The organism is Pseudomonas sp. GB2N2, from assembly GCF_054897705.1.
The window spans coordinates 3,234,578-3,258,150 of record NZ_CM142701.1 but is presented as its reverse complement, the minus strand read 5'-3'; the positions used below and the strand labels follow the sequence as shown (position 1 = coordinate 3,258,150).

General features: G+C 58.7%; 24 protein-coding genes. 19 read left to right on the top strand and 5 right to left on the bottom strand.

Annotated elements, in window-relative coordinates:
- The first annotated feature begins 77 nt into the window (after nt 1–77).
- The 5 genes from ACYZT4_RS15175 to ispD all read left to right on the top strand — a co-directional run bounded on the left by ACYZT4_RS15175 (nt 78) and on the right by ispD (nt 5,324).
- On the top strand, nt 78–1,709 hold the full coding sequence (locus ACYZT4_RS15175) for a CTP synthase (protein WP_461980894.1): 1,632 nt from the start codon (nt 78–80) through the stop codon (nt 1,707–1,709).
- 5 nt (nt 1,710–1,714) lie between these two features.
- The gene (kdsA, locus tag ACYZT4_RS15170; protein WP_461980892.1) at nt 1,715–2,560 is read left to right on the top strand and encodes a 3-deoxy-8-phosphooctulonate synthase; all 846 of its coding nucleotides are present in this window, start codon (nt 1,715–1,717) and stop codon (nt 2,558–2,560) included.
- Nucleotides 2,561–2,723: 163 nt separating this feature from the next.
- A complete protein-coding gene (gene eno, locus ACYZT4_RS15165) occupies nt 2,724–4,013 on the top strand; it encodes a phosphopyruvate hydratase (RefSeq protein WP_461980890.1) in 1,290 nt (429 codons plus the stop codon).
- 328 nt (nt 4,014–4,341) lie between these two features.
- On the top strand, nt 4,342–4,620 hold the full coding sequence (ftsB, locus tag ACYZT4_RS15160) for a cell division protein FtsB (protein WP_008028992.1): 279 nt from the start codon (nt 4,342–4,344) through the stop codon (nt 4,618–4,620).
- Nucleotides 4,617–5,324 (top strand): 2-C-methyl-D-erythritol 4-phosphate cytidylyltransferase, encoded by a 708-nt coding sequence (ispD, locus tag ACYZT4_RS15155; protein WP_461980888.1) that lies wholly within the window; start codon nt 4,617–4,619, stop codon nt 5,322–5,324. The genes ftsB and ispD overlap by 4 nt, the downstream gene beginning before the upstream one ends.
- Nucleotides 5,325–5,457: 133 nt before the next feature.
- On the opposite strand, the gene ACYZT4_RS15150 is transcribed toward ispD, so the two are convergent.
- Nucleotides 5,458–6,354: a LysR family transcriptional regulator gene (locus ACYZT4_RS15150; protein WP_461980886.1), complete on the bottom strand. Its 897-nt coding sequence runs from the start codon at nt 6,352–6,354 to the stop codon at nt 5,458–5,460.
- Nucleotides 6,355–6,461: 107 nt separating this feature from the next.
- Here ACYZT4_RS15150 and ACYZT4_RS15145 point away from each other — a divergent pair, with 107 nt between their 5' ends.
- The 8 genes from ACYZT4_RS15145 (at nt 6,462) to rpoS (ending at nt 13,681) form a co-directional block, all read left to right on the top strand.
- Nucleotides 6,462–7,574 (top strand): S-(hydroxymethyl)glutathione dehydrogenase/class III alcohol dehydrogenase, encoded by a 1,113-nt coding sequence (locus ACYZT4_RS15145; protein ID WP_461980884.1) that lies wholly within the window; start codon nt 6,462–6,464, stop codon nt 7,572–7,574.
- 96 nt (nt 7,575–7,670) lie between these two features.
- Complete coding sequence (fghA, locus tag ACYZT4_RS15140) at nt 7,671–8,516, top strand: S-formylglutathione hydrolase (RefSeq protein ID WP_461980882.1); 846 nt, start codon at nt 7,671–7,673, stop codon at nt 8,514–8,516.
- 43 nt (nt 8,517–8,559) lie between these two features.
- Nucleotides 8,560–9,033: a 2-C-methyl-D-erythritol 2,4-cyclodiphosphate synthase gene (gene ispF, locus ACYZT4_RS15135; RefSeq protein ID WP_461980880.1), complete on the top strand. Its 474-nt coding sequence runs from the start codon at nt 8,560–8,562 to the stop codon at nt 9,031–9,033.
- Complete coding sequence (gene truD, locus ACYZT4_RS15130; protein ID WP_461980878.1) at nt 9,030–10,088, top strand: tRNA pseudouridine(13) synthase TruD; 1,059 nt, start codon at nt 9,030–9,032, stop codon at nt 10,086–10,088. Before ispF ends, truD begins: the two co-directional genes overlap by 4 nt.
- Entirely contained in the window at nt 10,076–10,825 is a 750-nt protein-coding gene (gene surE, locus ACYZT4_RS15125) for a 5'/3'-nucleotidase SurE (RefSeq protein WP_461980876.1), read from the top strand. The genes truD and surE overlap by 13 nt, the downstream gene beginning before the upstream one ends.
- A 38-nt stretch (nt 10,826–10,863) precedes the next feature.
- Complete coding sequence (locus ACYZT4_RS15120; RefSeq protein ID WP_174602683.1) at nt 10,864–11,499, top strand: protein-L-isoaspartate(D-aspartate) O-methyltransferase; 636 nt, start codon at nt 10,864–10,866, stop codon at nt 11,497–11,499.
- Between the two features lie 211 nt (nt 11,500–11,710).
- Nucleotides 11,711–12,568, top strand: coding sequence for a peptidoglycan DD-metalloendopeptidase family protein (locus ACYZT4_RS15115; protein ID WP_461980874.1), 858 nt, complete (start codon nt 11,711–11,713; stop codon nt 12,566–12,568).
- Nucleotides 12,569–12,673: 105 nt separating this feature from the next.
- Nucleotides 12,674–13,681 (top strand): RNA polymerase sigma factor RpoS, encoded by a 1,008-nt coding sequence (rpoS, locus tag ACYZT4_RS15110; protein ID WP_054047143.1) that lies wholly within the window; start codon nt 12,674–12,676, stop codon nt 13,679–13,681.
- A gap of 513 nt (nt 13,682–14,194) precedes the next feature.
- On the opposite strand, the gene fdxA is transcribed toward rpoS, so the two are convergent.
- Both fdxA and mutS read right to left on the bottom strand, forming a co-directional pair.
- Nucleotides 14,195–14,518 (bottom strand): ferredoxin FdxA, encoded by a 324-nt coding sequence (gene fdxA, locus ACYZT4_RS15105; protein ID WP_461980871.1) that lies wholly within the window; start codon nt 14,516–14,518, stop codon nt 14,195–14,197.
- Nucleotides 14,519–14,660: 142 nt separating this feature from the next.
- Complete coding sequence (mutS, locus tag ACYZT4_RS15100; RefSeq protein ID WP_461980869.1) at nt 14,661–17,240, bottom strand: DNA mismatch repair protein MutS; 2,580 nt, start codon at nt 17,238–17,240, stop codon at nt 14,661–14,663.
- Nucleotides 17,241–17,470: 230 nt separating this feature from the next.
- On the opposite strand from mutS, the gene ACYZT4_RS15095 reads away from it, so the two are divergent.
- The 3 genes from ACYZT4_RS15095 (at nt 17,471) to recX (ending at nt 19,583) form a co-directional block, all read left to right on the top strand.
- The gene (locus ACYZT4_RS15095) at nt 17,471–17,971 is read left to right on the top strand and encodes a CinA family protein (protein WP_461980867.1); all 501 of its coding nucleotides are present in this window, start codon (nt 17,471–17,473) and stop codon (nt 17,969–17,971) included.
- An 83-nt stretch (nt 17,972–18,054) separates the two neighbouring features.
- On the top strand, nt 18,055–19,107 hold the full coding sequence (recA, locus tag ACYZT4_RS15090) for a recombinase RecA (RefSeq protein ID WP_461980865.1): 1,053 nt from the start codon (nt 18,055–18,057) through the stop codon (nt 19,105–19,107).
- An 8-nt stretch (nt 19,108–19,115) separates the two neighbouring features.
- Nucleotides 19,116–19,583, top strand: a complete 468-nt coding sequence (recX, locus tag ACYZT4_RS15085; protein WP_461980863.1) for a recombination regulator RecX — start codon at nt 19,116–19,118, stop codon at nt 19,581–19,583.
- A 42-nt stretch (nt 19,584–19,625) separates the two neighbouring features.
- Here the strand turns inward: recX and ACYZT4_RS15080 are convergent, their stop codons facing one another.
- Complete coding sequence (locus tag ACYZT4_RS15080) at nt 19,626–20,744, bottom strand: LOG family protein (RefSeq protein ID WP_461980862.1); 1,119 nt, start codon at nt 20,742–20,744, stop codon at nt 19,626–19,628.
- 364 nt (nt 20,745–21,108) lie between these two features.
- Between ACYZT4_RS15080 and ACYZT4_RS15075 the strand changes: the two genes are divergently transcribed.
- Nucleotides 21,109–21,303, top strand: a complete 195-nt coding sequence (locus ACYZT4_RS15075; RefSeq protein WP_461980860.1) for a hypothetical protein — start codon at nt 21,109–21,111, stop codon at nt 21,301–21,303.
- On the opposite strand, the gene ACYZT4_RS15070 is transcribed toward ACYZT4_RS15075, so the two are convergent.
- Nucleotides 21,304–21,729 (bottom strand): PA3611 family quorum-sensing-regulated virulence factor, encoded by a 426-nt coding sequence (locus ACYZT4_RS15070; protein WP_461980858.1) that lies wholly within the window; start codon nt 21,727–21,729, stop codon nt 21,304–21,306.
- Between the two features lie 204 nt (nt 21,730–21,933).
- On the opposite strand from ACYZT4_RS15070, the gene ACYZT4_RS15065 reads away from it, so the two are divergent.
- Both ACYZT4_RS15065 and erdR read left to right on the top strand, forming a co-directional pair.
- Nucleotides 21,934–22,677 carry a tRNA-uridine aminocarboxypropyltransferase gene (locus ACYZT4_RS15065; protein ID WP_461980856.1) on the top strand — a complete coding sequence of 248 codons (744 nt, stop codon included), beginning with the start codon at nt 21,934–21,936 and terminating at the stop codon, nt 22,675–22,677.
- A 209-nt stretch (nt 22,678–22,886) separates the two neighbouring features.
- Nucleotides 22,887–23,537 (top strand): response regulator transcription factor ErdR, encoded by a 651-nt coding sequence (gene erdR, locus ACYZT4_RS15060; protein WP_017336764.1) that lies wholly within the window; start codon nt 22,887–22,889, stop codon nt 23,535–23,537.
- The last annotated feature ends 36 nt before the right edge of the window (nt 23,538–23,573 follow it).

The window sequence follows — 23,573 nt, the reverse complement described above, 5'->3', positions numbered from 1 at the left end:
GGTGATCGGGGGCTTCGGCCTTCCTTCGCTTTCCCCGGCGGCTCGTACCGCTTTAACGCAGACTTCTAGGGTTTTTCATGACGCGCTACATATTCGTCACGGGCGGTGTTGTTTCTTCATTGGGGAAAGGCATTGCATCGGCTTCATTGGCGGCCATCCTGGAGGCGCGGGGACTTAAGGTCACCATGCTGAAACTGGATCCGTACATCAACGTCGATCCGGGCACCATGAGCCCGTTCCAGCACGGTGAAGTGTTCGTCACCCACGACGGCGCCGAGACTGACCTGGACCTGGGCCACTACGAGCGGTTCATCCGCACGACCATGACCCAGAACAACAACTTCACCACCGGCCGTGTCTACGAACACGTTCTGCGCAAAGAGCGCCGTGGTGATTACCTGGGCGCGACCATCCAGGTCATTCCGCACATCACCGACGAAATCAAACGCCGGATCATCAAGGGCGCGGGCGATGCCGACGTGGCCATGGTCGAGATCGGTGGCACTGTGGGTGACATCGAATCCCAGCCGTTCCTCGAAGCCATCCGCCAGTTGCGTTTCGAAGTCGGCGCCAAGCGCGCGATGCTGATGCACCTGACGCTGGTGCCGTACATCGCCACCGCCGGCGAAACCAAAACCAAGCCAACCCAGCACTCGGTCAAGGAACTGCGTTCCATCGGCCTGCAACCTGACGTGCTGGTATGCCGCTCCGATCACCCGATCGACATCTCCTCGCGTCGCAAGATCGCGCAATTCACCAACGTTGAAGAGCGTGCGGTGATCGCGCTGGAAGACGCCGACACCATCTACAAGATCCCGGGCATCCTGCATTCGCAAGGCCTGGATGATTTTGTCGTCGAGCGTTTCGGCCTGCAATGCGGCGGCGCCGATTTGTCCGAGTGGGAAGCCGTGGTTGACGCCAAGCTCAACCCTGAGCATGAAGTCACCATCGCCATGGTCGGCAAGTACATGGAGCTGCTGGACGCCTACAAGTCGCTGATCGAAGCGATGAGTCACGCCGGCATCAGCAACCGCACCAAGGTCAACTTGCGTTACATCGATTCCGAAGACATCGAAAACCAGGGCACTGCGCTGCTGGAAGGCGTCGACGCTATCCTCGTCCCGGGCGGCTTCGGTCTGCGTGGCGTGGAAGGCAAGATCACCGCCGTCCAGTACGCTCGCGAAAACAAGGTTCCATACCTCGGCATCTGCCTGGGCATGCAAGTGGCCGTGATCGAGTTCGCTCGTAACGTCATGGGCTGGAAAGACGCCAACTCCACCGAGTTCGATCGCGCCAGCGGCCACCCTGTCGTCGGTCTGATCACAGAGTGGGAAGATGCCACCGGCGCGGTCGAAACCCGTACCGAAACGTCTGACCTGGGCGGCACCATGCGCCTTGGCGCACAGGATTGCCTGCTGGAGCCGGGTTCGCTGGTTCACGATTGCTATGGCAAGGACGTGATCGTCGAACGTCACCGTCACCGCTACGAAGTGAACAACAACCTGCTGCCGAAAATCATCGAGGCCGGCCTGAAAATCTCCGGTCGCTCCGGTAACGGTGAGTTGGTTGAAGTGGTCGAAGCCCCGGACCATCCTTGGTTCGTTGCCTGCCAGTTCCACCCCGAGTTCACTTCGACGCCACGCGACGGTCACCCGTTGTTCAGCGGTTTCGTCAAAGCAGCGTTGGCTCAACACCAGAAGAAGGCGTGAACCTTATGGCGCAGAAGATCATCCGCGTAGGCGATATCGAGATTGCCAACGACAGGCCAATGGTGCTTTTCGGTGGCATGAACGTGCTGGAAAGCCGCGACATGGCGATGCAGGTCTGCGAAGAATACGTGAAGGTCACCGAGAAACTCGGGATCCCTTATGTGTTCAAGGCCAGCTTCGACAAGGCCAACCGTTCCTCCGTGGCCTCTTACCGTGGCCCCGGCCTGGAAGAGGGCATGCGGATTTTCCAGGACATCAAGCAAGCGTTTGGCGTGCCGATCATCACCGATGTCCACGAGCCTGAACAGGCCGCGGTCGTCGCTGAAGTCTGCGACATCATCCAGCTGCCGGCCTTCCTGTCGCGCCAGACCGACCTCGTGGTCGCGATGGCCAAGACCGGCGCGGTGATCAACATCAAGAAAGCCCAGTTCCTCGCGCCTCAGGAGATGAAACATATCCTGAACAAATGCGTTGAAGCGGGTAACGATCAGTTGATCCTCTGCGAACGCGGTTCGAGCTTCGGCTACAACAACCTGGTCGTCGATATGCTCGGCTTCGGCATCATGAAGCAGTTCGAATACCCGGTGTTCTTCGACGTGACCCACGCGCTGCAAATGCCCGGCGGTCGTTCAGATTCCGCTGGCGGTCGCCGCGCCCAGGTCCTCGATCTGGCGAAAGCCGGGATCAGCCAGTCGTTGGCGGGCCTGTTCCTCGAAGCCCACCCAGACCCGGACAACGCCAAATGCGACGGCCCTTGCGCCTTGCGTCTGGACAAACTGGAGCCATTCCTGGCCCAGCTCAAATCTTTGGACGAACTGGTGAAGAGTTTTCCGACGGTAGAAACCGCGTAATCCTCATTTCTCCGGTAAAGTACCGCTCGATTTATCGCTCTGGCCTGCCGGCCGCAATGCTCTTGTAGGAGCCTGGCTTGCCAGCGATGGCGTCCTTGAAGGGCCCATCGCCGGCACGGTGTGCTCCTACAGCGTTCTAGTTAACTTTGGAGTGTTTACAACAATGGCAAAAATCGTCGACATCAAAGGTCGTGAAGTTCTCGACTCCCGCGGCAACCCTACCGTGGAAGCGGACGTGCTTCTCGATAACGGCATCATCGGTAGCGCTTGCGCGCCGTCCGGTGCTTCCACTGGCTCGCGTGAAGCGCTCGAGCTGCGTGATGGCGACAAGAGCCGTTACCTGGGCAAAGGCGTACTCAAAGCCGTCGCCAACATCAACGGTCCGATCCGCGACCTGTTGAAAGGCACCGACCCAAGCGACCAGAAAGCGCTGGATCACGCGATGATCAAGCTCGACGGTACTGAAAACAAAGGCTCCCTGGGCGCCAACGCGATCCTCGCCGTTTCTCTGGCCGCCGCCAAGGCTGCTGCCCAAGACCAGGACCTGCCGCTGTACGCCCACATCGCCAACCTGAACGGCACCCCGGGTGTTTACTCGATGCCGGTTCCGATGATGAACATCATCAACGGTGGCGAGCATGCCGATAACAACGTCGACATCCAGGAATTCATGGTTCAGCCGGTTGGCGCCAAGTCTTTCTCGGAAGGCCTGCGCATGGGTACCGAGATTTTCCATCACCTCAAAGCTGTGCTGAAGGCCCGTGGCCTGAGCACTGCGGTCGGTGATGAGGGTGGTTTCGCACCTAACCTGGCTTCCAACGAAGACGCTTTGAAAGTGATCTCCGAAGCCGTGGCCAACGCTGGTTACACGCTGGGTACCGACGTGACCCTGGCACTGGACTGCGCGGCCAGCGAATTCTACGAAGACGGCAAATACAACCTGGCCGGCGAAGGTCATGTATTCACTTCTGAAGGTTTCGCTGACTACCTCAAAGGCCTGACCGAACGTTATCCGATCATCTCCATCGAAGATGGCCTGGACGAGTCCGACTGGGCTGGCTGGAAAGTACTCACCGACAAAATCGGCGAGAAAATCCAACTGGTCGGCGACGACCTGTTCGTGACCAACACCAAGATCCTGAAAGAAGGCATCGATAAAAAGATCGCCAACTCGATCCTGATCAAGTTCAACCAGATCGGCACCCTGACCGAAACCCTGGAAGCCATCCAGATGGCCAAGGCCGCTGGTTACACCGCCGTCATCTCGCACCGCTCCGGCGAAACCGAAGATTCAACCATTGCCGACCTGGCTGTGGGCACTGCGGCTGGCCAGATCAAGACCGGCTCCCTGTGCCGTTCCGATCGCGTTTCTAAGTACAACCAACTGCTGCGTATCGAAGAGCAGTTGAACGGTAAAGCCAAGTACAACGGCCGCAGCGAATTCCGCGGCTGATAAAGTGCCCTGCCTCACCAACACTGCTCCTTTTTGACGGTGCCTGTTGCCGTCATACTGCGTTGCCGCTCCTCGCCATAGCCAGCTATGACTCGTCGCGGCGCCTTGTCTGACGACAACAGTCACTCGTCAAAAGAGGAGCGTATTGGTAAGGCAGGGCACTGCTGGGTAAAAAGTCAGCGGATTGTGTCGGAAATATCGCTACGGCGACGTTTTTGCCACTAATCTGATGCCTTACGAGCACAAGCCTGGATATTCCAGGCTTCGTGCTATAAAAAGCTTCAAAGTTTTGGCATGGCTGTCTTTTTCACTGGAAATCCGATATTCGATGCGCAGTCCCAATTGGTTGTTCCTCGTTTTGCTCTTGTTGCTGGCTGGCCTGCAATACCGCCTGTGGGTGGGTAATGGCAGTCTCGCGCAAGTGGCCGAGCTGACTCAGCAGATCGCGGATCAACACGCTGAGAACGAAGGGTTACTGGAACGCAATCGGGTCATGGACGCCGAAGTCAGCGAATTGAAAAAAGGCATGGAGACCGTTGAAGAGCGGGCTCGCCATGAGTTGGGCATGGTCAAGGACGGTGAAACCCTTTACCAGTTGGCACAATGAATTCCTCGTTACCGGCCTTCTGGGCCGTGATTCCTGCCGCGGGCGTCGGTGCCCGTATGGCCGCAGACCGTCCCAAGCAATACTTGCAACTGGGCGGGCGCACTATTCTCGAACACAGCCTCGGCTGTTTTCTTGATCATCCTGCCCTGAAGGGCCTGGTGGTCAGTCTCGCTGTTGATGATCCTTACTGGCCCAACCTGGGGTGCGCAGGCGATTCGCGTATCCAGCGCGTTGACGGCGGCGCCGAGCGTTCCGGGTCGGTGCTCAATGCCTTGCTTCATCTGCATGCACGGGGTGCTGGCAATGAGGATTGGGTGCTGGTGCACGATGCCGCGCGGCCCAATCTGAGCCGTGACGATCTGGACAAGTTGCTGATTGAACTGGCTGACGATCCAGTCGGCGGACTGCTGGCGGTTCCGGCACGGGATACGCTGAAGCGCGTCGACAAGCACGGGCGCGTGGTTGAAACCGTGGATCGCAGCGCGATCTGGCAAGCGTACACACCACAGATGTTTCGCCTTGGCGCGTTGCATCGGGCGTTGGCTGACAGTCTGGTGGCCGATGCGGTAATCACCGATGAGGCTTCGGCGATGGAGTGGGCGGGGTTGGCGCCGCGTTTGATCGAAGGGCGCGCGGACAATCTCAAGGTCACTCGCCCCGAAGACTTGGATTGGTTGCGCCAGCGCTGGGCTAATCGCCACTGAGTTGTTCGTCAACTCTTCGACCGCAATCGCGAGCAGGCTCACTCCTACATTCGACTGCATTCTTTCTGGAGTTACTCGGTCAACTGTAGGCGTGAGCCTGCTCGCGATGACGGCCACGCAGGCAATGCAAACCTTAGCTCTGGTACTCCGGCCGTTGCGCCAACCCTTCCTTCAAATAATCCACCAACTTGCGCACCTTCGGCGACAGATGCCGTTGCTGTGGATAAAGCGCCCAAACCGCCGTGTTAGGCGGCTGATGCGCCTCAAGCAACGAAATCAGATCACCGCTTTTCAAATACTCCAGCACGTAATAATCCGGCAACTGACACAGCCCAACCCCCTGTAGCGCAGCATCCAGCACCGCTTGCCCACTGTTGCAGCGCCAGTTTCCCTGGACTCGCTGGGAAAACTCCCGCCCGTTCTGTTCCAGTTGCCAGAGGTCAGAACTGCCGATGAGGCAGTTATGCCGGCTTAATTCCGACAGGCTGTGTGGGCGGCCATACCGTTCCACGTAGGACGGCGACGCACACAAATACATGCGACGCGGTGCGAGGCGCGCTGCGACCAGTCGCGAATCTTGAAGCCGGCCGAGGCGGATCGCCAGGTCCAGGCCTTCATGCACGAGATCAAGTTGGCGATTGCTCAGTTCGATATCGATCCGCAGTTGCGGATATAGCCCCATGAACCGCGTCACCAACGGCACGATGAAGCGCTCGCCGTACGCCACGGCGCACGTCATGCGCAACATGCCCTTGGGCTCGCTGGTCAAGTCACCAACCGCTCTCAACGCTTCTTCACGACCATCCTGCAAACGCTGGCAATGCTGCAAAAAGGTTTGCCCGGCTTCGGTCAGCGTGACGCGGCGGGTGCTGCGATACAGCAGTCGCGTCTGAAGGCGCTCTTCGAGGCGTACGATTTGTCGACTGATGTGCGAGGACGACACCCCGAGACGCTCAGCCGCGGCGGTGAATTGGCTGCACTCGGCCACGGCGACGAACTCATCAATTCCTTCCCAGCGATTCTCGGACATCAAAGATTATCCCTGTGCGGCAATAATGTTTTGCTTTTGGCCGGATTATTCATCGTAACGAGCTGTATTACACTCCTTGTCTCGTTTTTATTCACTGGAGAAGCCACATGATCAAGTCGCGCGCCGCCGTTGCCTTCGAGGCCAAGAAACCCCTCGAGATCGTTGAAGTCGATGTCGCCCTGCCCAAGGCCGGTGAAGTGTTGCTGCGTGTGGTGGCTTCCGGTGTCTGCCATACCGATGCCTACACCTTGTCGGGCGCTGACCCGGAAGGCATCTTCCCGTCGATCCTCGGTCACGAAGGCGGTGCAGTGGTTGAGGCGATTGGCGAAGGCGTGACCTCTGTCGCCGTCGGCGATCACGTGATCCCGCTTTACACCCCGGAATGCCGTCAGTGCAAATTCTGCCTGTCGGGCAAAACCAACCTGTGTCAGGCGATTCGCGCGACTCAGGGCAAAGGCCTGATGCCGGATGGCACATCGCGTTTTTCCTACAAAGGCCAGCCGATTTTCCACTACATGGGCACCTCGACGTTCTCCGAGTACACCGTGCTGCCCGAAATCTCCGTCGCCAAAATTCCTAAAGAAGCGCCGCTGGAAAAAGTCTGCCTGCTGGGCTGCGGTGTCACTACGGGCATCGGTGCGGTACTCAATACCGCCAAGGTGAAACCCGGTGACACCGTGGCCATTTTCGGTCTCGGCGGCATCGGCCTGTCGGCGATCATCGGTGCGGCCAAAGCCAAGGCCGGTCGCATCATCGCCATCGACATCAACCCGGGCAAATTCGAAATCGCCAAGCAGTTGGGTGCAACCGACTGTGTGAACCCGAAAGACTTCGACCGCCCAATCCAGGAAGTCATCATCGACATGACCGATGGCGGCGTCGACTTTTCCTTCGAGTGCATCGGTAATGTGCATTTGATGCGCGCGGCACTCGAGTGCTGTCACAAAGGCTGGGGTGAGTCAGTGATCATCGGCGTCGCCGGTGCCGGCCAGGAAATTGCCACCCGTCCATTCCAGTTGGTCACCGGTCGCGTCTGGCGCGGTTCGGCGTTTGGCGGCGTGCGTGGCCGTACCGAGTTGCCAACCTATGTGGAAATGGCCGAGACCGGCGAGATCCCGCTGGATACCTTCATCACCCACACCATGGGCCTGGAAGATATCAACAAAGCTTTCGACCTGATGCATGAAGGGAAAAGCATCCGTTCCGTCATCCATTTTTAAGAGCAGCGACGAGCTACAAGCTACAAGCTGCAAGAGCGCGCGCCTCTGCCTTCTCTTGCAGCTTGAAGCTTAAAACTTGAAGCTGGGAGCACTCCCATGAGCCTGGAAAATATCTCCTGCCAGAAAAGCTTCGGTGGCTGGCACAAACGCTACCGCCATCGCTCCGATGTGCTGGGTTGCGACATGGTGTTTGCCGTGTACTTGCCGCCGCAAGCGGAGCAGGGCGGCAAGTTGCCGGTACTGTACTGGCTGTCCGGCCTGACCTGCACCGACGAGAACTTCATGCACAAGGCCGGCGCCCTGCGCATGGCCGCCGAGCTGGGGTTGATCATCGTTGCGCCGGACACCAGTCCGCGCGGTCCCGATGTGCCGGGTGATCCGGATGGTGCTTGGGACTTCGGTCTCGGCGCCGGGTTTTATCTCAATGCGACGCAGGAACCGTGGTCCCGGCACTATCGGATGCATGACTATGTCGTGCAGGAATTGCCGGCATTGGTCGAAGCCCATTTCCCGGCGTCGGACAAGCGTGGCATCAGCGGTCACTCCATGGGCGGCCACGGTGCGCTGGTCTGCGCCTTGCGCAATCCGGGGCGCTTTCTGTCGGTGTCGGCGTTCTCGCCGATCAACAACCCGATGGATTGCCCGTGGGGTCAGAAAGCCTTTTCCCGTTACCTGGGCGAAGACCGCTCCAAGTGGCGTGAGTGGGACGCCTGTGCCTTGATTGCCGAAACCGGCGAAAAGCTGCCGCTGCTGGTCGATCAAGGTGATCGTGATGATTTCCTGGCCACCCAGCTCAAGCCTGAGGCCCTGCAACAGGCGGCCAAACTGGCTGGTCATCCGCTGACGTTGCGCCTGCAACCGGGCTACGACCACAGCTATTTCTTCATCGCCAGCTTCATTGATGAGCACTTGCAGCATCACGCTCGCGCCCTCAGCGAGTAATGCGGGTAGAATCACGCCCTGACAAAATTCGGGGCGTTTTTTTATGCGTATTGGCCACGGCTATGATGTGCACCGTTTCGCTGAAGGCGACTTCATTACTCTGGGCGGCGTGCGTATTGCACACGGCTTCGGGCTGCTCGCTCACTCCGACGGTGACGTCCTGCTGCACGCCTTGAGCGATGCCTTGCTCGGCGCTGCTGCGCTGGGTGATATCGGCAAGCACTTCCCGGACACTGACCCGACTTACAAGGGTGCCGACAGTCGCGTGCTGTTGCGTCACGTCGTCGCGCTGGTCTACGCCAAAGGCTGGAAAGTCGGCAACGTCGACAACACCATCGTCGCCCAGGCGCCTAAAATGGCCCCGCATATCGAATCGATGCGCGCGCTGATTGCCGCGGATCTTCAAGTTGAGTTGGATCAAGTGAACGTGAAAGCAACCACCACCGAAAAGCTCGGCTTTGTCGGTCGCGAAGAAGGCATCGCCGTGCATTCCGTTGCCTTGTTGCTGCGCGCATGAACGAACTGCAATTGCTCGGTCCACGGGCCTATGGCGACGCCCTCGGCACCGCCGTATTGAAAGCCACGGCGGAAGACTTTCAGGTCGACGAAGTCCTCAATATCCCGCTCAGCGGTGATGGCGAACACCTGTGGATCTGGGTGGAAAAACGTGGCCTGAATACCGAGGAAGCGGCACGCCGGATTGCCAAGGCCGCTGGCGTGCCATTGCGCACTGTCAGCTACGCGGGCCTGAAGGATCGTCAGGCGCTGACGCGCCAGTGGTTCAGCGTGCAACTGCCGGGCAAGGCTGATCCGGATCTGTCGGCGGCCGAGAATGACACGCTGAAAATCCTCCAGACCGGTCGGCATAAACGCAAACTGCAACGCGGTGCCCATTCGGCTAACGGTTTTACGCTGCGCCTGACGCAGTTCGCTGGTGACAAAGCCGCGATCGACGCGCGTTTGCAACTGATCGCCAAACAAGGTATTCCCAACTATTTCGGCGCCCAGCGCTTCGGTTTTGACGGCGGTAACGTGGTTGATGCCCGTGGCTGGGCCGCGCGCATGGCGTTGCCGGAGCAGCGCAATGTGCGCTCGCGCTTGCTCTCGACTGCGCGCAGTTTTCTATTCAACCAAGTGCTCGCGGCGCGCGTAGCTGATGGCACCTGGCAGCAGGCACAGGTCGGCGATCTGCTGGCCTTCACTGACAGCCGCAGTTTCTTTCCGGCCGGTGAAGCCGAGTGCAGCGACCCGCGCCTGGCGATTCTTGACCTGCACCCGACCGGCCCGCAATGGGGCGAAGGTGACTCGCCGGCGACGGGCGCTGTCCATGAACTGGAGCAGGCAATCGCCGCACGCGAAACGGACTTGCGTGATTGGTTGGTTAACGCCGGAATGAGCCACGAACGTCGCATCCTGCGGCTGCCCATTGGTGGGTTGACGTGGCATTATCCCGAGCCTGACATTCTGCAACTGGAATTCGTCCTGCCGGCCGGATGTTTCGCCACCGTACTGGTGCGTGAACTTGTCGATCTGGTGCCGGTGGGGCAGACGGACAGCCCATGCGTATTCTGATTTCTAACGACGATGGGGTAACCGCACCCGGTCTTGCCGCGCTTTATGCTGCGCTGGCGGATTACACCGAATGCGTGGTTATCGCCCCGGACCAGGACAAAAGCGGCGCCAGCAGTTCGCTGACGCTCGACCGTCCGTTGCACCCGCAGACCTTGGCCAACGGCTTTATCAGCCTCAATGGCACACCGACCGATTGCGTGCATCTGGGCCTCAATGGCTTGCTGGAGCGGCAACCGGACCTGGTGGTTTCCGGCATTAACCTGGGCGCCAACCTGGGGGACGACGTTTTGTACTCTGGCACCGTGGCCGCTGCCCTAGAGGGGCGTTTCCTCGAGCGGCCTTCGTTTGCCTTTTCGTTGGTCTCACGGCAGGTTGAGAATCTTCCTACGGCCGCCTACTTTGCGCGCAAACTGGTAGAGGCCCACGCCGACCTCAACCTGCCACCGCGCACGGTGCTCAACGTGAACATCCCCAATTTGCCACTGGACCATATTCGCGGCATCCAGCTCACGCGCCTCGGTCATCGTGCCCGCGCGGCGGCGCCGTTGAAAGTCGTCGACCCGCGCGGCAAGTCCGGTTACTGGATTGCCGCTGCCGGGGATGCCGAGGACGGCGGCCCAGGCACCGATTTCCATGCGGTGATGCAGGGCTATGTGTCTATCACGCCACTGCAACTGGATCGCACCTTCAACGATGCCTTCCGTAGCCTCGATGGCTGGCTGGAGGGACTGCGCTGATGGCTCGAGAACAAGACCCGATGCATCGCGGCATCGGGATGACGTCGCAGCGCACCCGTGAGCGTTTGATTCAGCGGTTGTACGAAGAGGGCATTTCCAACGCCAAGGTACTGGAAGTGATCCGCCGTACGCCACGACACCTGTTCGTCGACGAAGCGTTGGCGCACCGTGCCTACGAAGACACGGCGTTGCCGATCGGCAATAACCAGACGATCTCCCAGCCTTATATGGTGGCGCGCATGAGCGAGTTGCTGCTCGAGGCGGGGCCTCTGGACAAGGTAATGGAGATTGGCACCGGGTCGGGTTACCAAACCGCGATCCTGTCGCAATTGGTCGAGCGGGTATTTTCCGTAGAACGCATCAAGGTGTTGCAGGATCGCGCCAAGGAACGCTTGGTCGATCTCAACTTGCGCAATGTGGTATTCCGTTGGGGCGACGGCTGGGAAGGCTGGCCTGCGCTGGCGCCGTACAACGGCATTATCGTCACGGCGGTGGCGACCGATGTGCCTCAGGCATTGCTCGATCAGTTGGCGCCCGGGGGACGGCTGGTCATACCGGTAGGGTCGGGCGAGGTTCAGCAATTGATGCTGATCATCCGCGAAGAACACGGGTTTTCCCGCCGTGTGCTGGGTGCGGTGCGCTTCGTTCCATTGCTTAACGGGCCGCTGGCCTGAGCATTTGTTTCAACGCGCTGAATTCTCTGCGATTGCCTCTGTCTTACAGCGGCAGCCATCAGTTAAACGTAATTCATCGTCAGGCAGCAAACGTGTGCGCGAAGTGATCTTGCTTCTATAAAGGTAAAGCCTGCACGGCCCGTTATACTTGCGACACTTCATGCCGAAGCACGGCAATTCAAAACTTCAGCCACCACAAAGGGAGCGGCGGGTGAGTCTCACAGTCATTGCGCAGCGTATGGGTAACACGAGCTTTCAGCGCCTGGTGACTGGCCTTGTCTTGAGCACCTTGCTGGTCGGTTGTTCCAGCAACAAATCGAGCGACGTGCGCGTCGTCGATCGCAACAATGCCGTGGCCCAGCGTCCGGCAGTGACCACCGGCCAGTATGTGGTTCGGCCTAAAGACACCTTGTTCTCAATCGCCTTTCGCTACGGCTGGGACTACAAAGCCCTCGCGGCGCGCAACAACATTCCTACGCCCTACACGATACATCCGGGTCAGACAATTCGCTTCGACGGTCGCTCTGGTTCAACGGCGCCAGCGGAGGCCAGCGTGGCCGATACGGCACCTTCCTCGTCGAGTAAAACCACGGTAATCCGGCGTCAGCCGAATGGCGCAACGACGACGACAACGGTGGTTGCGCCGTCCGTCGCCAACAAGTCAGCACCTGCTCCATTGCCTCCCCCAGGCCCAGCCCCGACCGGCTGGGGATGGCCTTCTAATGGCATCTTGATTGGAAAATTCTCTTCAAACGGTAGTTTGAATAAAGGAATTGATATCGCCGGGGATTTGGGACAGCCTGTTTTAGCTGCGTCTGATGGGACGGTGGTATACGCCGGGAGTGGCTTAAGGGGCTACGGCGAATTGGTCATCATCAAACACAGCGATACCTACGTCAGTGCCTACGGACATAATCGCAGGCTGTTGGTTCGGGAGGGGCAGCAGGTCAAGGTCGGACAGACAATTGCCGAAATGGGGTCAACGGGTACAGACCGGGTGAAGCTGCATTTTGAGATTCGCCGACAAGGTAAACCTGTAGATCCACTGCAGTTCCTGCCACGTCGTTGATTTGTTACCAGCCTGTTCCGTCGCGTAGAGGGAACAGGCTCCAGCGTTGCCAAGGATAAAGGCGCCGCTTGAGCTTGAGGTCGAACTCACCAAAGGACTATAACAATGGCTCTCAGTAAAGAAGTGCCGGAGTTTGACATCGACGATGAGGTTCTCCTGATGGAGACCGGCATCGCCACGGATTCGATGTCGAATGATGAAGGGGCTGCTCCACCTTCCGTTCGTGCCAAATCCAAACACTCCGCTTCGCTAAAGCAACACAAGTACATCGATTACACGCGGGCGCTCGATGCCACGCAGCTGTACCTCAATGAAATCGGCTTTTCCCCTCTGCTGTCCCCCGAAGAAGAAGTTCATTTTGCGCGCTTGTCGCAAAGTGGAGATCCGGCCGGGCGCAAACGCATGATTGAAAGCAACTTGCGGCTGGTGGTGAAAATCGCCCGGCGCTACGTCAATCGTGGCTTGTCGCTGCTGGACCTGATCGAAGAGGGCAACCTCGGGCTGATCCGGGCGGTAGAGAAATTCGACCCTGAACGCGGCTTCCGCTTTTCGACTTACGCTACCTGGTGGATTCGTCAGACCATCGAGCGCGCGATCATGAATCAGACCCGGACCATCCGGTTGCCGATCCATGTGGTCAAAGAGCTCAATGTGTACCTGCGGGCCGCACGGGAGCTGACACAAAAACTCGATCACGAACCCTCACCCGAAGAAATCGCCAACCTGCTGGAAAAACCGGTGGGAGAGGTCAAGCGCATGCTTGGCTTGAACGAGCGGGTTTCTTCGGTCGACGTCTCGCTGGGTCCGGATTCGGATAAAACCCTGCTGGACACCCTTACCGACGACCGTCCCACCGATCCATGCGAACTGCTGCAGGATGACGACCTGTCGCAGAGCATCGATCAGTGGCTCTCGGAATTGACCGACAAGCAGCGCGAGGTGGTGATACGCCGCTTCGGCCTGCGCGGCCATGAGAGCAGCACGCTGGAAGACGTAGGCCTGGAGATTGGCCTGACCCGCGAGCGGGTCAGACAGATTCAGGTGGAAGGCTTGAAGCGTCTTCGCGAAATCCTGGAGAAAAACGGCCTGTCGAGTGAGTCGCTGTTTCAATAAGCCAATCGCTAGAACGGTTAACAAAAAGCCCCGACTGGTTCGGGGCTTTTTGTTACCACACAATCTTGCTCGCCACGGCTCCTGCACGTTTAGCGCTAGATAGCGGCACAGTCTCGATCTCAAGTTTGTAGCATCGCGTTGTAAGTCTTCGCTTACTCTTTCGTAAGTGTTCGTAATTTTTACACTCGGTCAGTCGCCGATTGTCGCTGTACCCTGTTTTTATCTATCTGATTCATATCAATATTTAAAAAGGCGAGGGACTTATGACAGCTGGTTTTGTCCTGCCAGCCCGATTGCGCTCGGCGGGGAACTCTCTAGTATCCAGTTTGTGCCAACGGACCGGCACGCCCTTCAAGGAAGAGGGGAAAGGACATTGCAGGACGCGATTCATCAGGACGATGAAAAGGAGCACAGGGAATAGGGAAAAAATGTGGGCGGGTCAAACCGCCCCTTTTTTTGCCTGGAGATAAGCAAAAAAGCCCGCGAGGGGCCTTTTCGGAAACGCGGGGGAAATCAGCGTTCGAGGTGTTCGATCTTGCCTGGCTTGCCATCCCAATCTGCGGAATCGGGCAAAGGGTCTTTCCGTTCAGTGATGTTCGGCCAGACTTCGGCCAGTTCAACGTTCAGCTGAATGAAGTGTTCCATGCCTGCTGGTACTTCATCTTCGGAGAAGATGGCCACGGCAGGGCATTCTGGTTCACACAGTGCGCAGTCGATGCACTCATCCGGGTGAATCACCAGGAAGTTCGGGCCTTCGTAAAAGCAGTCCACCGGACAAACTTCTACGCAGTCGGTGTACTTGCACTTGATGCAGTTGTCGGTGACGACGAAGGTCATTTCTAATTCTCTCCTCAGGCGGCGGCAGCGGAGCCCCTTCACGTTGGGGTCGCCAGGTTCGGGAGCGATAGTCTGCAGGCCAGGCTATTAGCCTGCAGCATCCCAAACCGCGCGAGATTCTAACAGCTTGCACGCAAGTGCGTTAGATCCGTGTCTTAAGTGTATAGAGCATTTCGAGCGCGCGACGCGGCGTCAGGTCATCCAGGTCCAGTTTGGCCAGCTCATCCAGCACCGGATGCGGCAGGCTGGCGAACATGTCGCTCTGCTGTGGAGCGGCCGGTTTGCCCTTGGCCGGCTTCGGCGCTTCATGGGGCAGTGCGGTGGCTTCCAGTCGGCCCAGATGCTCGCGTGCACGCACGATGACTTCGCTCGGCACACCGGCCAGTTGCGCAACCGCCAGGCCATAGCTCTGGCTGGCAGGGCCGGGCAGCACGTGGTGCAGGAACACGATGCGTTCGTTGTGCTCGGTGGCATTGAGGTGCACATTCGCCACCAGTGGCTGGGCTTCCGGCAGTACCGTCAGTTCAAAGTAGTGCGTGGCGAATAGCGTGTAAGCCCGCAAATGCGCCAAACGCTCGGCGGCGGCCCAGGCCAGGGACAATCCGTCGAAGGTGCTGGTGCCGCGACCGACTTCGTCCATCAGCACCAGGCTGCGTTCGGTGGCGTTGTGCAGAATGTTGGCGGTTTCACTCATTTCGACCATGAAGGTCGAGCGTCCGCCGGCCAAGTCATCGCTGGAACCGATCCGCGTGAAAATCCGGTCCACCAGCGACAACTCGCAACTGGCTGCCGGCACGAAACTACCGATGTGTGCCAGCAGCACGATCAATGCAGTCTGGCGCATGTAGGTGGATTTACCGCCCATGTTCGGACCGGTAATCACCAGCATGCGCGTGTTGTCGTCGAGGCTCAGGTCGTTTGCCACGAACGGCGTGGTCAGCACTTGCTCGACCACCGGGTGCCGACCCTGGCTGATGCGCATGCACGGCTCTTCAACGAACCGCGGGCAATTCAGGTCGAGGTTCAGTGCGCGCTCGGCGAGGTTGCTCAGCACATCCAGTTCGGCCAGTGCGGCGGCGGTGTCTTGCAGCGGCGGCAACTGGGCGATCAGGTCTTCGAGCAGTGCCTCGTAGAGCATCTTCTCGCGAGCCAGGGCGCGGCTCTTGGCCGACAGCGCCTTGTCTTCGAACGCCTTCAGTTCCGGCGTAATGAAACGCTCGGCGCCTTTGAGCGTCTGGCGACGGACATAGTCGGCGGGTGCGGATTCGGCCTGCTTGCTCGGCAATTCGATGAAGTAACCGTGAATGCGGTTGTAGCCGACTTTCAGGTGTGAAAGGCCGGTGCGGGCCTTCTCCCGCGTTTCCAGATCGATCAGGAACTGCCCGGCGTTTTCGCTGAGCGATTGCAGGTCGTCAAGTTCGCTGTCGAAACCGGTTTTCAACACGCCGCCGTCACGGATGACGGCCGGCGGGTTGTCGACGATGGCTTTTTCCAGAAGGGCCGCCAGTTCCGGATAGGTGCTGGTGGTCTTGGCCAGTTGCAGGATATGCGGCGCTTCCAGCTCGCTCATCGCTACTTGCAACTCCGGCAGTGCGCCGAGGGCGTCGCGCAGACGCGCCAGGTCACGAGGCCGGGCATTGCGCAGGCCGATCCGCGCCAGAATCCGCTCGATGTCGCCGATTTCCTTGAGCTGTGGTTGCAGCTTTTCGAAACGGTAGCCGTCGAGCAGGCAGGTGATCGAAGTCTGGCGCGACAGCAACACCTTGAGGTCGCGCAACGGTCGATTCAACCAGCGGGTCAACAGGCGGCTGCCCATCGCGGTCTGGCAACGGTCGACTACCGATTGCAAGGTGTTGTCGCGGCCGCCGGCCAGGTTGGTGTCCAGCTCCAGGTTGCGCCGGCTCGCGCCGTCCAGCACCACGGTGTCGTCCAGGCGCTCATGCCGCAAGCTGCGCAAATGCGGCAGGGCGGTGCGCTGGGTTTCCTTGGCATAGCTGAGCAGGCAACCGGCAGCGCCGATGGCCAGGGTCAGGTTCTCGCAACCAAAGCCTTTCAGGTCCTGGGTGGAAAATTGCTGGCAGAGACTTTTCAACGCAGAGTCACGCTCGAAATCCCACGGCGCACGGCGACGAACCCCACGACGTTTCTCCGCCGGCAAATCTTTGGGCCAGTCATCCGGGATCATCAGCTCCACTGGATTGACCCGCTCCAGTTCTGCCAGCAGGTTTTCCCAGCCCTTGATCTCCAGCACCGAGAAGTTGCCGCTGGTAATGTCCAGCACGGCCAGGCCGAACAGACGCTCGTCACCCAGTACTGCGGCGATCAGGTTATCCCGACGCTCATCCAGCAACGCTTCATCACTGACCGTGCCGGGCGTGATGATCCGCACCACTTGCCGATCCACCGGGCCTTTGCTGGTCGCCGGATCACCGACCTGCTCACAGATCACCACCGACTCGCCGAGCTTCACCAGTTTCGCCAGGTAACCTTCCGCGGCGTGGTAAGGAATCCCACACATCGGAATCGCCTGGCCGGCCGACTGCCCACGGGCGGTCAGGGTGATGTCCAGCAACTTCGCGGCCTTCTTCGCGTCTTCATAGAAGATCTCGTAAAAGTCGCCCATGCGGTAGAACATCAACTGGTCGGGGTGCTGGTTTTTCAGGCGCCAGTATTGCTGCATCATTGGCGTGTGAGAGGACAGATCGGAAAGTGGTTTATTCATCGGATAATCAGGCAAATTCGTTGAAAGGTGTAGGGCAAAGGAGGGACATCGGCCCGGCTTTTCCGCGATGGGCGCAAGGTTAACATGGGCGGTCTACCCGACGCAGGCATGAAAGCGACGCAGCAGTATCGCCGCCTGTTTCACTCACTCACATTTTGATCGAGCTTGTAACTTGCAAGCGCGATTCGCTCGTGTACGGTAGTTCCATTGCGTCCCCTCAGGAGATGACCGTGAAAGAAATCACCCAACTGGCCGCCGAGCTTGGCAGACGCCTGCAGGTTCTCAATGCTCACGTCACGGCAGCCGAGTCTTGTACGGGGGGTGGAATTTCCGAAGCGATTACCCGTATTCCGGGGAGTTCGGCGTGGTTCGAAGCCGGTTATGTCACGTACTCCAATCGGCAGAAGACCGAACAGTTGAGCGTTCCGGCTGAGTTGTTCGCGACGGTGGGGGCGGTCAGTCAGGAAGTCGTCGAGGCGATGGTCCGCGGTGCGCAGGAAAAAAGCCGGGCACATTTTGCCGTGGCGGTCAGCGGTGTGGCGGGGCCGGATGGCGGTTCGCCGAACAAGCCGGTCGGCACCGTGTGGCTGGCCTGGGGCGTCGGCGAGCGCGTGTTCAGCGAGGTGCAACACTTCCCCGGTAACCGCGACGAGGTCCGCCGACAAACGGTGAAGGCCGCGCTAGAGGGGCTGCTGCGCCATGCCGCTGGAGAAATCTCAAATCAGGGGTAGGCGATCCTCCATCGCTGTGGAATAATACTGGCTACTTATACAGGTGTTGGCCGTCAGGCCTTATTGATTACGTGAGGACTTTAATGGACGACAACAAGAAGAAAGCCTTGGCTGCGGCCCTGGGTCAGATCGAACGTCAATTCGGCAAGGGTGCCGTAATGCGTATGGGCGATCAGGACCGTCAGGCGATCCCGGCTATCTCCACTGGCTCTCTGGGTCTGGACATCGCGCTCGGCATTGGCGGCCTGCCAAAAGGCCGTATCGTTGAAATCTACGGCCCTGAGTCCTCCGGTAAAACTACGCTGACCCTGTCGGTGATCGCCCAGGCTCAAAAAGCCGGCGCGACCTGCGCATTCGTCGACGCCGAACACGCCCTTGATCCTGAATATGCCGGCAAGCTCGGCGTCAACGTCGACGACCTGCTGGTTTCCCAGCCGGACACCGGCGAGCAGGCCCTGGAAATCACCGACATGCTGGTGCGTTCCAACGCGGTCGACGTGATCATCGTCGACTCCGTCGCCGCTCTGGTTCCAAAGGCTGAAATCGAAGGCGAAATGGGTGACATGCACGTGGGCCTGCAAGCCCGTCTGATGTCCCAGGCGCTGCGTAAAATCACCGGTAACATCAAGAACGCCAACTGCCTGGTGATCTTCATCAACCAGATCCGTATGAAAATCGGCGTGATGTTTGGCAGCCCGGAAACCACCACTGGTGGTAACGCGCTGAAGTTCTACGCATCGGTTCGTCTGGACATCCGCCGTACTGGTGCGGTGAAAGAAGGTGATGAGGTCGTCGGTAGCGAAACCCGCGTCAAGGTTGTGAAGAACAAGGTCGCTTCGCCGTTCCGTCAGGCCGAGTTCCAGATTCTTTACGGCAAGGGCATCTACCTGAATGGCGAGATGATCGACCTGGGTGTTCTGCACGGTTTCGTCGAGAAGTCCGGTGCCTGGTACGCTTATGAAGGCACCAAGATCGGTCAGGGCAAGGCCAACTCGGCCAAGTTCCTGGCGGACAACCCGGAAATCGCCAAGAAACTTGAGAAGCAGTTGCGTGACAAACTGCTGACCCCAGCGCCGGACGTCAAAGCATCGCCAGTCAAAGAGACGGCGAATGACTTGGCTGACGCTGATATCTGATTGATCCGATGACCGCCGTACTCGATACACTCGTCGCGGTGCGGCGAACCGCCATGGACCTGCTCGCGCGACGCGAGCACGGTCGAGTCGAGCTGATGCGTAAACTGCGTCAGCGCGGCGCCCTCCCTGAAATGATCGATACAGCACTCGACCGTTTGACGGAAGAAGGGCTGTTGTCTGAATCCCGTTACCTTGAAAGCTTTGTTTCCTACCGTGCCCGTTCCGGCTACGGCCCTTTGCGTATTCGCGAAGAGTTGAGCCAGCGCGGCTTGCAACGCAACGACATCGAACTCGCTATACGCGAGAGCGGTATCAGTTGGCAGGAACAACTGGAAGATACCTGGCGACGCAAGTTTGCCGGACATTTACCGATAGACCTTAGGGAGCGCGCCAAGCAGGGGCGTTTCCTCAGTTATCGGGGATATTCCATGGAGATGATCAGCCGTTTGTTCAGCGGCCGGGGAATGGATGATTAAAAAAACGGCCCGCTATTTCGATAGCGGGCCGTTTTTTTTGCCTCACGTCACCTTGGACGGTTCCCGCGTGCGCTGTTGTGCCTGAGGTTTGGGCTGTGCCCAGTTTTCCGGCAAGTTGATGTAGTCCACCAATTCCCGCAGACGCCCATGATCACGAGCGTTGAAGGTGAAGGCCAGCCGGGCCAGGTGGCTGAACTGCGGCTCGTCGTGCTCCTCACCGTTGTAGGCATGCTGATGAAAGTGATCGTTCAGGCACAGGTCGGCGAACGCTTCCTGCATACGTTCCAGCGCATTGTCGCTGAGTGTGTGGTGCATGCGGATGACGAACTGCCGATTGAGCCAGCGGCTGGAGTGGAAGTTGCTGTAGAACTGATTGATCTGCTCCACCGCCTCTTCGGCGTTGTAGACCAGGCTCACCAGTTTCATGTCGGTGGGCAGGATGTAGCGGTTTTCCTCCAGTTGGTTACGGATGAAATCCAGCGCGCCTTGCCAGAACTTGCCACCGGGCGCGTCCAGCAGCACCACCGGCACCAGCGGACTTTTACCGGTCTGGATCAGCGTCAGCACTTCCAGCGCCTCATCCAGAGTACCGAAACCACCCGGGCACAGGACCAGCGCATCGGCTTCCTTGACGAAGAACAGCTTGCGGGTAAAGAAAAAATGGAAGGGCAGCAGATTGGTGGTGCCGTTCACGGTGGGATTGGCATGCTGCTCGAAGGGCAGGGTGATGTTGAATCCCAGGCTGTGCTCAAGGCCGGCGCCTTCGTGAGCGGCCGCCATGATGCCGCCGCCGGCACCGGTGATTACCATCAGGTCGGAACGTGCCAGCGCAGCGCCGAGTTCTCGGGCCAGGCCGTATAGCGGATGTTCTATCGGCGTACGCGCGGAGCCGAAAACAGTGACTTTGCGCCGCCCGCGAAATTGCTCGAGCACACGGAATGCATGTTCGAGTTCGCGCAAGGCTTGCAGGGTAATTTTCGCATTCCAGCGATTGTGATCTTCCTGGGCCATGCGCAGCACGGTCAGGATCATGTCGCGGTAGATCGGGATGTTCGGGCTATTGGGTGAAACCAGGTTGAGTTGTTCTTCGACCTTGCTGGTGAGGTCGTGGCCGCTGTCTTCAAAGTGACGGCTCAAGAGGTCATTCGGTTGGTAAGGCATCAACTTCTCCTTCCATACAGGCTCTATTTTTCCCTTGGATGAAGGAAACATTCGCATAACGGATTGAACGCCGGGCAGCCCCTTTCTGCGCTGAAAAAGTAAACGGGAACACCATGAATCTAGACCCTCGCGGTGATTTGCACTGACGTGATCATTGCGCTGCAAAGTCTTTCCTGGCAACCGCTTATTGCCGATATGCAAAGTGATTTCACCACTCGTCTGAAGGCACGCCGGGAGTCTCGTACTCTGATTTACTAATTGACAGGCGTGACACGACAACTTCGCGTCAAAGGCAGGGCGCACGGTACAAGCTGTTCAAGGATTTATCGCTCAAGCAGGGCGAGGTGCAGGGAGGCGGGATGCTATGACCAGAGTCATTCTGGAGATCGATACGCAACTGTATCGATTATTGAAGTCCTCAGCCGAGACCAATCATTTGAGCCTCGAGGAGGAATGCTGCCGGCGCTTAGAGGGAGCCGATCGGCACTCGCGCTATTTGCAGGCACTGTTGGCAGAACTGCGCGCCGAGGATGAACAGCGGCGCGCCAATGCCCATTGATTACTTTTTCTTCGCCGGTGCGGCTTTCGGGCAATCCGATTCCTGATAGCTGGCGGAGCCAACTGCGCGGTTGGTCTTCACCTCGGTGAAGTCGTAACGCATGACTGCGCCCTTGGCCATCAGTTTGCGGTACGAAGGGTTGTTGCAAACTGAAGCACCGAGCTGGAAGTACACCGCTTTCGGGTCTTCGCGCATCTTGTTGGCGTGGCTGCTTTGCACGCTCAAGTGGTTGATCAACACATTGCCTTCGACGGTGTAGCCCTGATCGAGAATGTCTTCGTTGATCGCCCGTGGCGTGCCGGCGCTGCTTTGTGCGGCGACGTTGCGCAGCTCGCGGTTGAGATTCTGCTCACTCAAGGATGCGGCCTGAGCGGTGAGGGACGACGCCAGCAGAATGGCAGCGGTGGGAACGATAAGGCGAAGCATGAAACTCTCCTGGTTCAGTGAACTGGTGGTTCGACCAGCCACATGACTGTGCGTTCAGTGGCGGAGAATTATAGGGGACGTGGTCTGGACGGTACAGGCTTGCGCCAGAGGCTCTGTTAAACTGCCGGCCTTTATTGCCCTCCCGAGTGCTGTTCGTGCCGAGTTTTCCAGTCTGCCAGTGTTGCCTACGATGAATTGCCTACGATGAATCATGCCCCCAATGCCGTTGCGCGCCTGCGCGATCAGCGCGAAGAAGAAGGCATCAAGCCGATTCAGGCCCGAGGCTGGAGGGCACCGCGCTGCCATGCCTGCCGCGTGATCGAGAGTCACTGCCTGTGCGCCTGGCGCCCGCAGGTCGATACCCGCTCCGGCGTCTGCCTGATCATGACCAATAAGGAAGTGTTCAAGCCGAGCAACACCGGCTGGCTAATTGCCGACGTAGTGCGCGACAACCATGCCTTCATCTGGTCGCGTACGGAAACCGATCCACAGCTGTTGGCATTGCTTGCCGACCCGCAATGGCAACCGTATCTGGTCTTTCCGGGCGAGTACGTCGCGCCTGAGCGTGTGACGAATACGGTCGAATTCGATAGCAGCAAGCGGCCGCTGTTTATTCTGCTGGACGCCACCTGGACCGAAGCCCGGAAGATATTCCGCAAAAGCCCGTATTTTGATGCGCTGCCGATCTTGAGCCTGCTGCCCGAAAAACTGTCGCGCTATCGGCTGCGCCGGTCGACCCGCAGCGAACATTTGTGCACTGCGGAAGTGGCGGCACTGTGCCTCGATCTGGCGGGCGATATAAAGGCCGCATCGGCGCTCGACGCTTATTTTGATGTGTTCAGCCAGCATTACCTCGATGCAAAGCACCAGTTGGAAATGAATGTTGAAACACCGGCACATGCAGAGCTGATGCCGTTCGTGCAGAAAACTGCCGCCTCCATGGCCTGATTGTCGCCCATACTGCAAAGAACTGTAGCGGCCAGGTACCTTGACCACCCCGGTTTCGCTGGGCATGCTTGGCGCCGATTGGGGCACGCCCGAAATTTGATACGCCGCTGCTTTACGTGAACAGCCACGTAATTGGCGTTGAACGTGCCCTGTTGGTGCAGCTCCGTGGCTGCACCTCGAGTTGTTAGAAGAACAGGATCATTAGAACAATGGCCACATACGAAATCCTGATTGCCGATGACCACCCTCTTTTTCGTAGTGCCCTGCACCAAGCGTTGACCCTGGGCCTTGGCCCGGACGTCCGTCTGGTGGAAGTGGCGAGCATTGCCGAACTGGAAACCCGCCTCGATGAAAAGTCCGACTGGGACCTGGTGTTGCTGGACCTGAACATGCCCGGTGCCTACGGTTTTTCCGGGCTGGTGCTGTTGCGGGGTCAGTACCCGCAGATTCCGGTGGTGATGGTGTCGGCGCAGGAAGAAGCCTCGATCATGGTCAAGTCCCGTGAGTTCGGTGCCAGCGGTTTCATTCCCAAATCCAGTGACCTCAGCGTGATCCAGAAAGCCGTACGTGCGGTGCTGGATGGCGATGTATTCTGGCCGCCCCAGGCGTTTGAAGCGGTCAGCGTGTCCGACGAAGCCAAAGCCGCCAGCGAAGGGCTCGCCAGCCTCACGCCGCAGCAGTTCCGGGTGCTGACCATGGTCTGTGAAGGTTTGCTGAACAAGCAGATTGCCTACGAACTGAGCGTGTCCGAAGCGACAATCAAAGCCCACGTCACGGCGATTTTCCGTAAGCTCAACGTGCGGACCCGAACGCAGGCGGCGTTACTCCTGCAACAACTTGAGTCAATTTCGAGCCACTAAGCATTTCCGCCTTCACGCTTTTTTGACTTTGGTTGA

Bases quoted from the DNA above. Each gene is read 5' to 3' on its own strand.
- ACYZT4_RS15175 (WP_461980894.1), top strand. From the start codon at position 78: ATGACGCGCTACATATTCGTCACGGGCGGTGTTGTTTCTTCATTGGGG.
- kdsA (WP_461980892.1), top strand. From the start codon at position 1,715: ATGGCGCAGAAGATCATCCGCGTAGGCGATATCGAGATTGCCAACGAC.
- eno (WP_461980890.1), top strand. From the start codon at position 2,724: ATGGCAAAAATCGTCGACATCAAAGGTCGTGAAGTTCTCGACTCCCGC.
- ftsB (WP_008028992.1), top strand. From the start codon at position 4,342: ATGCGCAGTCCCAATTGGTTGTTCCTCGTTTTGCTCTTGTTGCTGGCT.
- ispD (WP_461980888.1), top strand. From the start codon at position 4,617: ATGAATTCCTCGTTACCGGCCTTCTGGGCCGTGATTCCTGCCGCGGGC.
- ACYZT4_RS15150 (WP_461980886.1), bottom strand. From the start codon at position 6,354: ATGTCCGAGAATCGCTGGGAAGGAATTGATGAGTTCGTCGCCGTGGCC.
- ACYZT4_RS15145 (WP_461980884.1), top strand. From the start codon at position 6,462: ATGATCAAGTCGCGCGCCGCCGTTGCCTTCGAGGCCAAGAAACCCCTC.
- fghA (WP_461980882.1), top strand. From the start codon at position 7,671: ATGAGCCTGGAAAATATCTCCTGCCAGAAAAGCTTCGGTGGCTGGCAC.
- ispF (WP_461980880.1), top strand. From the start codon at position 8,560: ATGCGTATTGGCCACGGCTATGATGTGCACCGTTTCGCTGAAGGCGAC.
- truD (WP_461980878.1), top strand. From the start codon at position 9,030: ATGAACGAACTGCAATTGCTCGGTCCACGGGCCTATGGCGACGCCCTC.
- surE (WP_461980876.1), top strand. From the start codon at position 10,076: ATGCGTATTCTGATTTCTAACGACGATGGGGTAACCGCACCCGGTCTT.
- ACYZT4_RS15120 (WP_174602683.1), top strand. From the start codon at position 10,864: ATGACGTCGCAGCGCACCCGTGAGCGTTTGATTCAGCGGTTGTACGAA.
- rpoS (WP_054047143.1), top strand. From the start codon at position 12,674: ATGGCTCTCAGTAAAGAAGTGCCGGAGTTTGACATCGACGATGAGGTT.
- fdxA (WP_461980871.1), bottom strand. From the start codon at position 14,518: ATGACCTTCGTCGTCACCGACAACTGCATCAAGTGCAAGTACACCGAC.
- mutS (WP_461980869.1), bottom strand. From the start codon at position 17,240: ATGAATAAACCACTTTCCGATCTGTCCTCTCACACGCCAATGATGCAG.
- recA (WP_461980865.1), top strand. From the start codon at position 18,055: ATGGACGACAACAAGAAGAAAGCCTTGGCTGCGGCCCTGGGTCAGATC.
- recX (WP_461980863.1), top strand. From the start codon at position 19,116: ATGACCGCCGTACTCGATACACTCGTCGCGGTGCGGCGAACCGCCATG.
- ACYZT4_RS15080 (WP_461980862.1), bottom strand. From the start codon at position 20,744: ATGCCTTACCAACCGAATGACCTCTTGAGCCGTCACTTTGAAGACAGC.
- ACYZT4_RS15075 (WP_461980860.1), top strand. From the start codon at position 21,109: ATGACCAGAGTCATTCTGGAGATCGATACGCAACTGTATCGATTATTG.
- ACYZT4_RS15070 (WP_461980858.1), bottom strand. From the start codon at position 21,729: ATGCTTCGCCTTATCGTTCCCACCGCTGCCATTCTGCTGGCGTCGTCC.
- ACYZT4_RS15065 (WP_461980856.1), top strand. From the start codon at position 21,934: ATGAATCATGCCCCCAATGCCGTTGCGCGCCTGCGCGATCAGCGCGAA.
- erdR (WP_017336764.1), top strand. From the start codon at position 22,887: ATGGCCACATACGAAATCCTGATTGCCGATGACCACCCTCTTTTTCGT.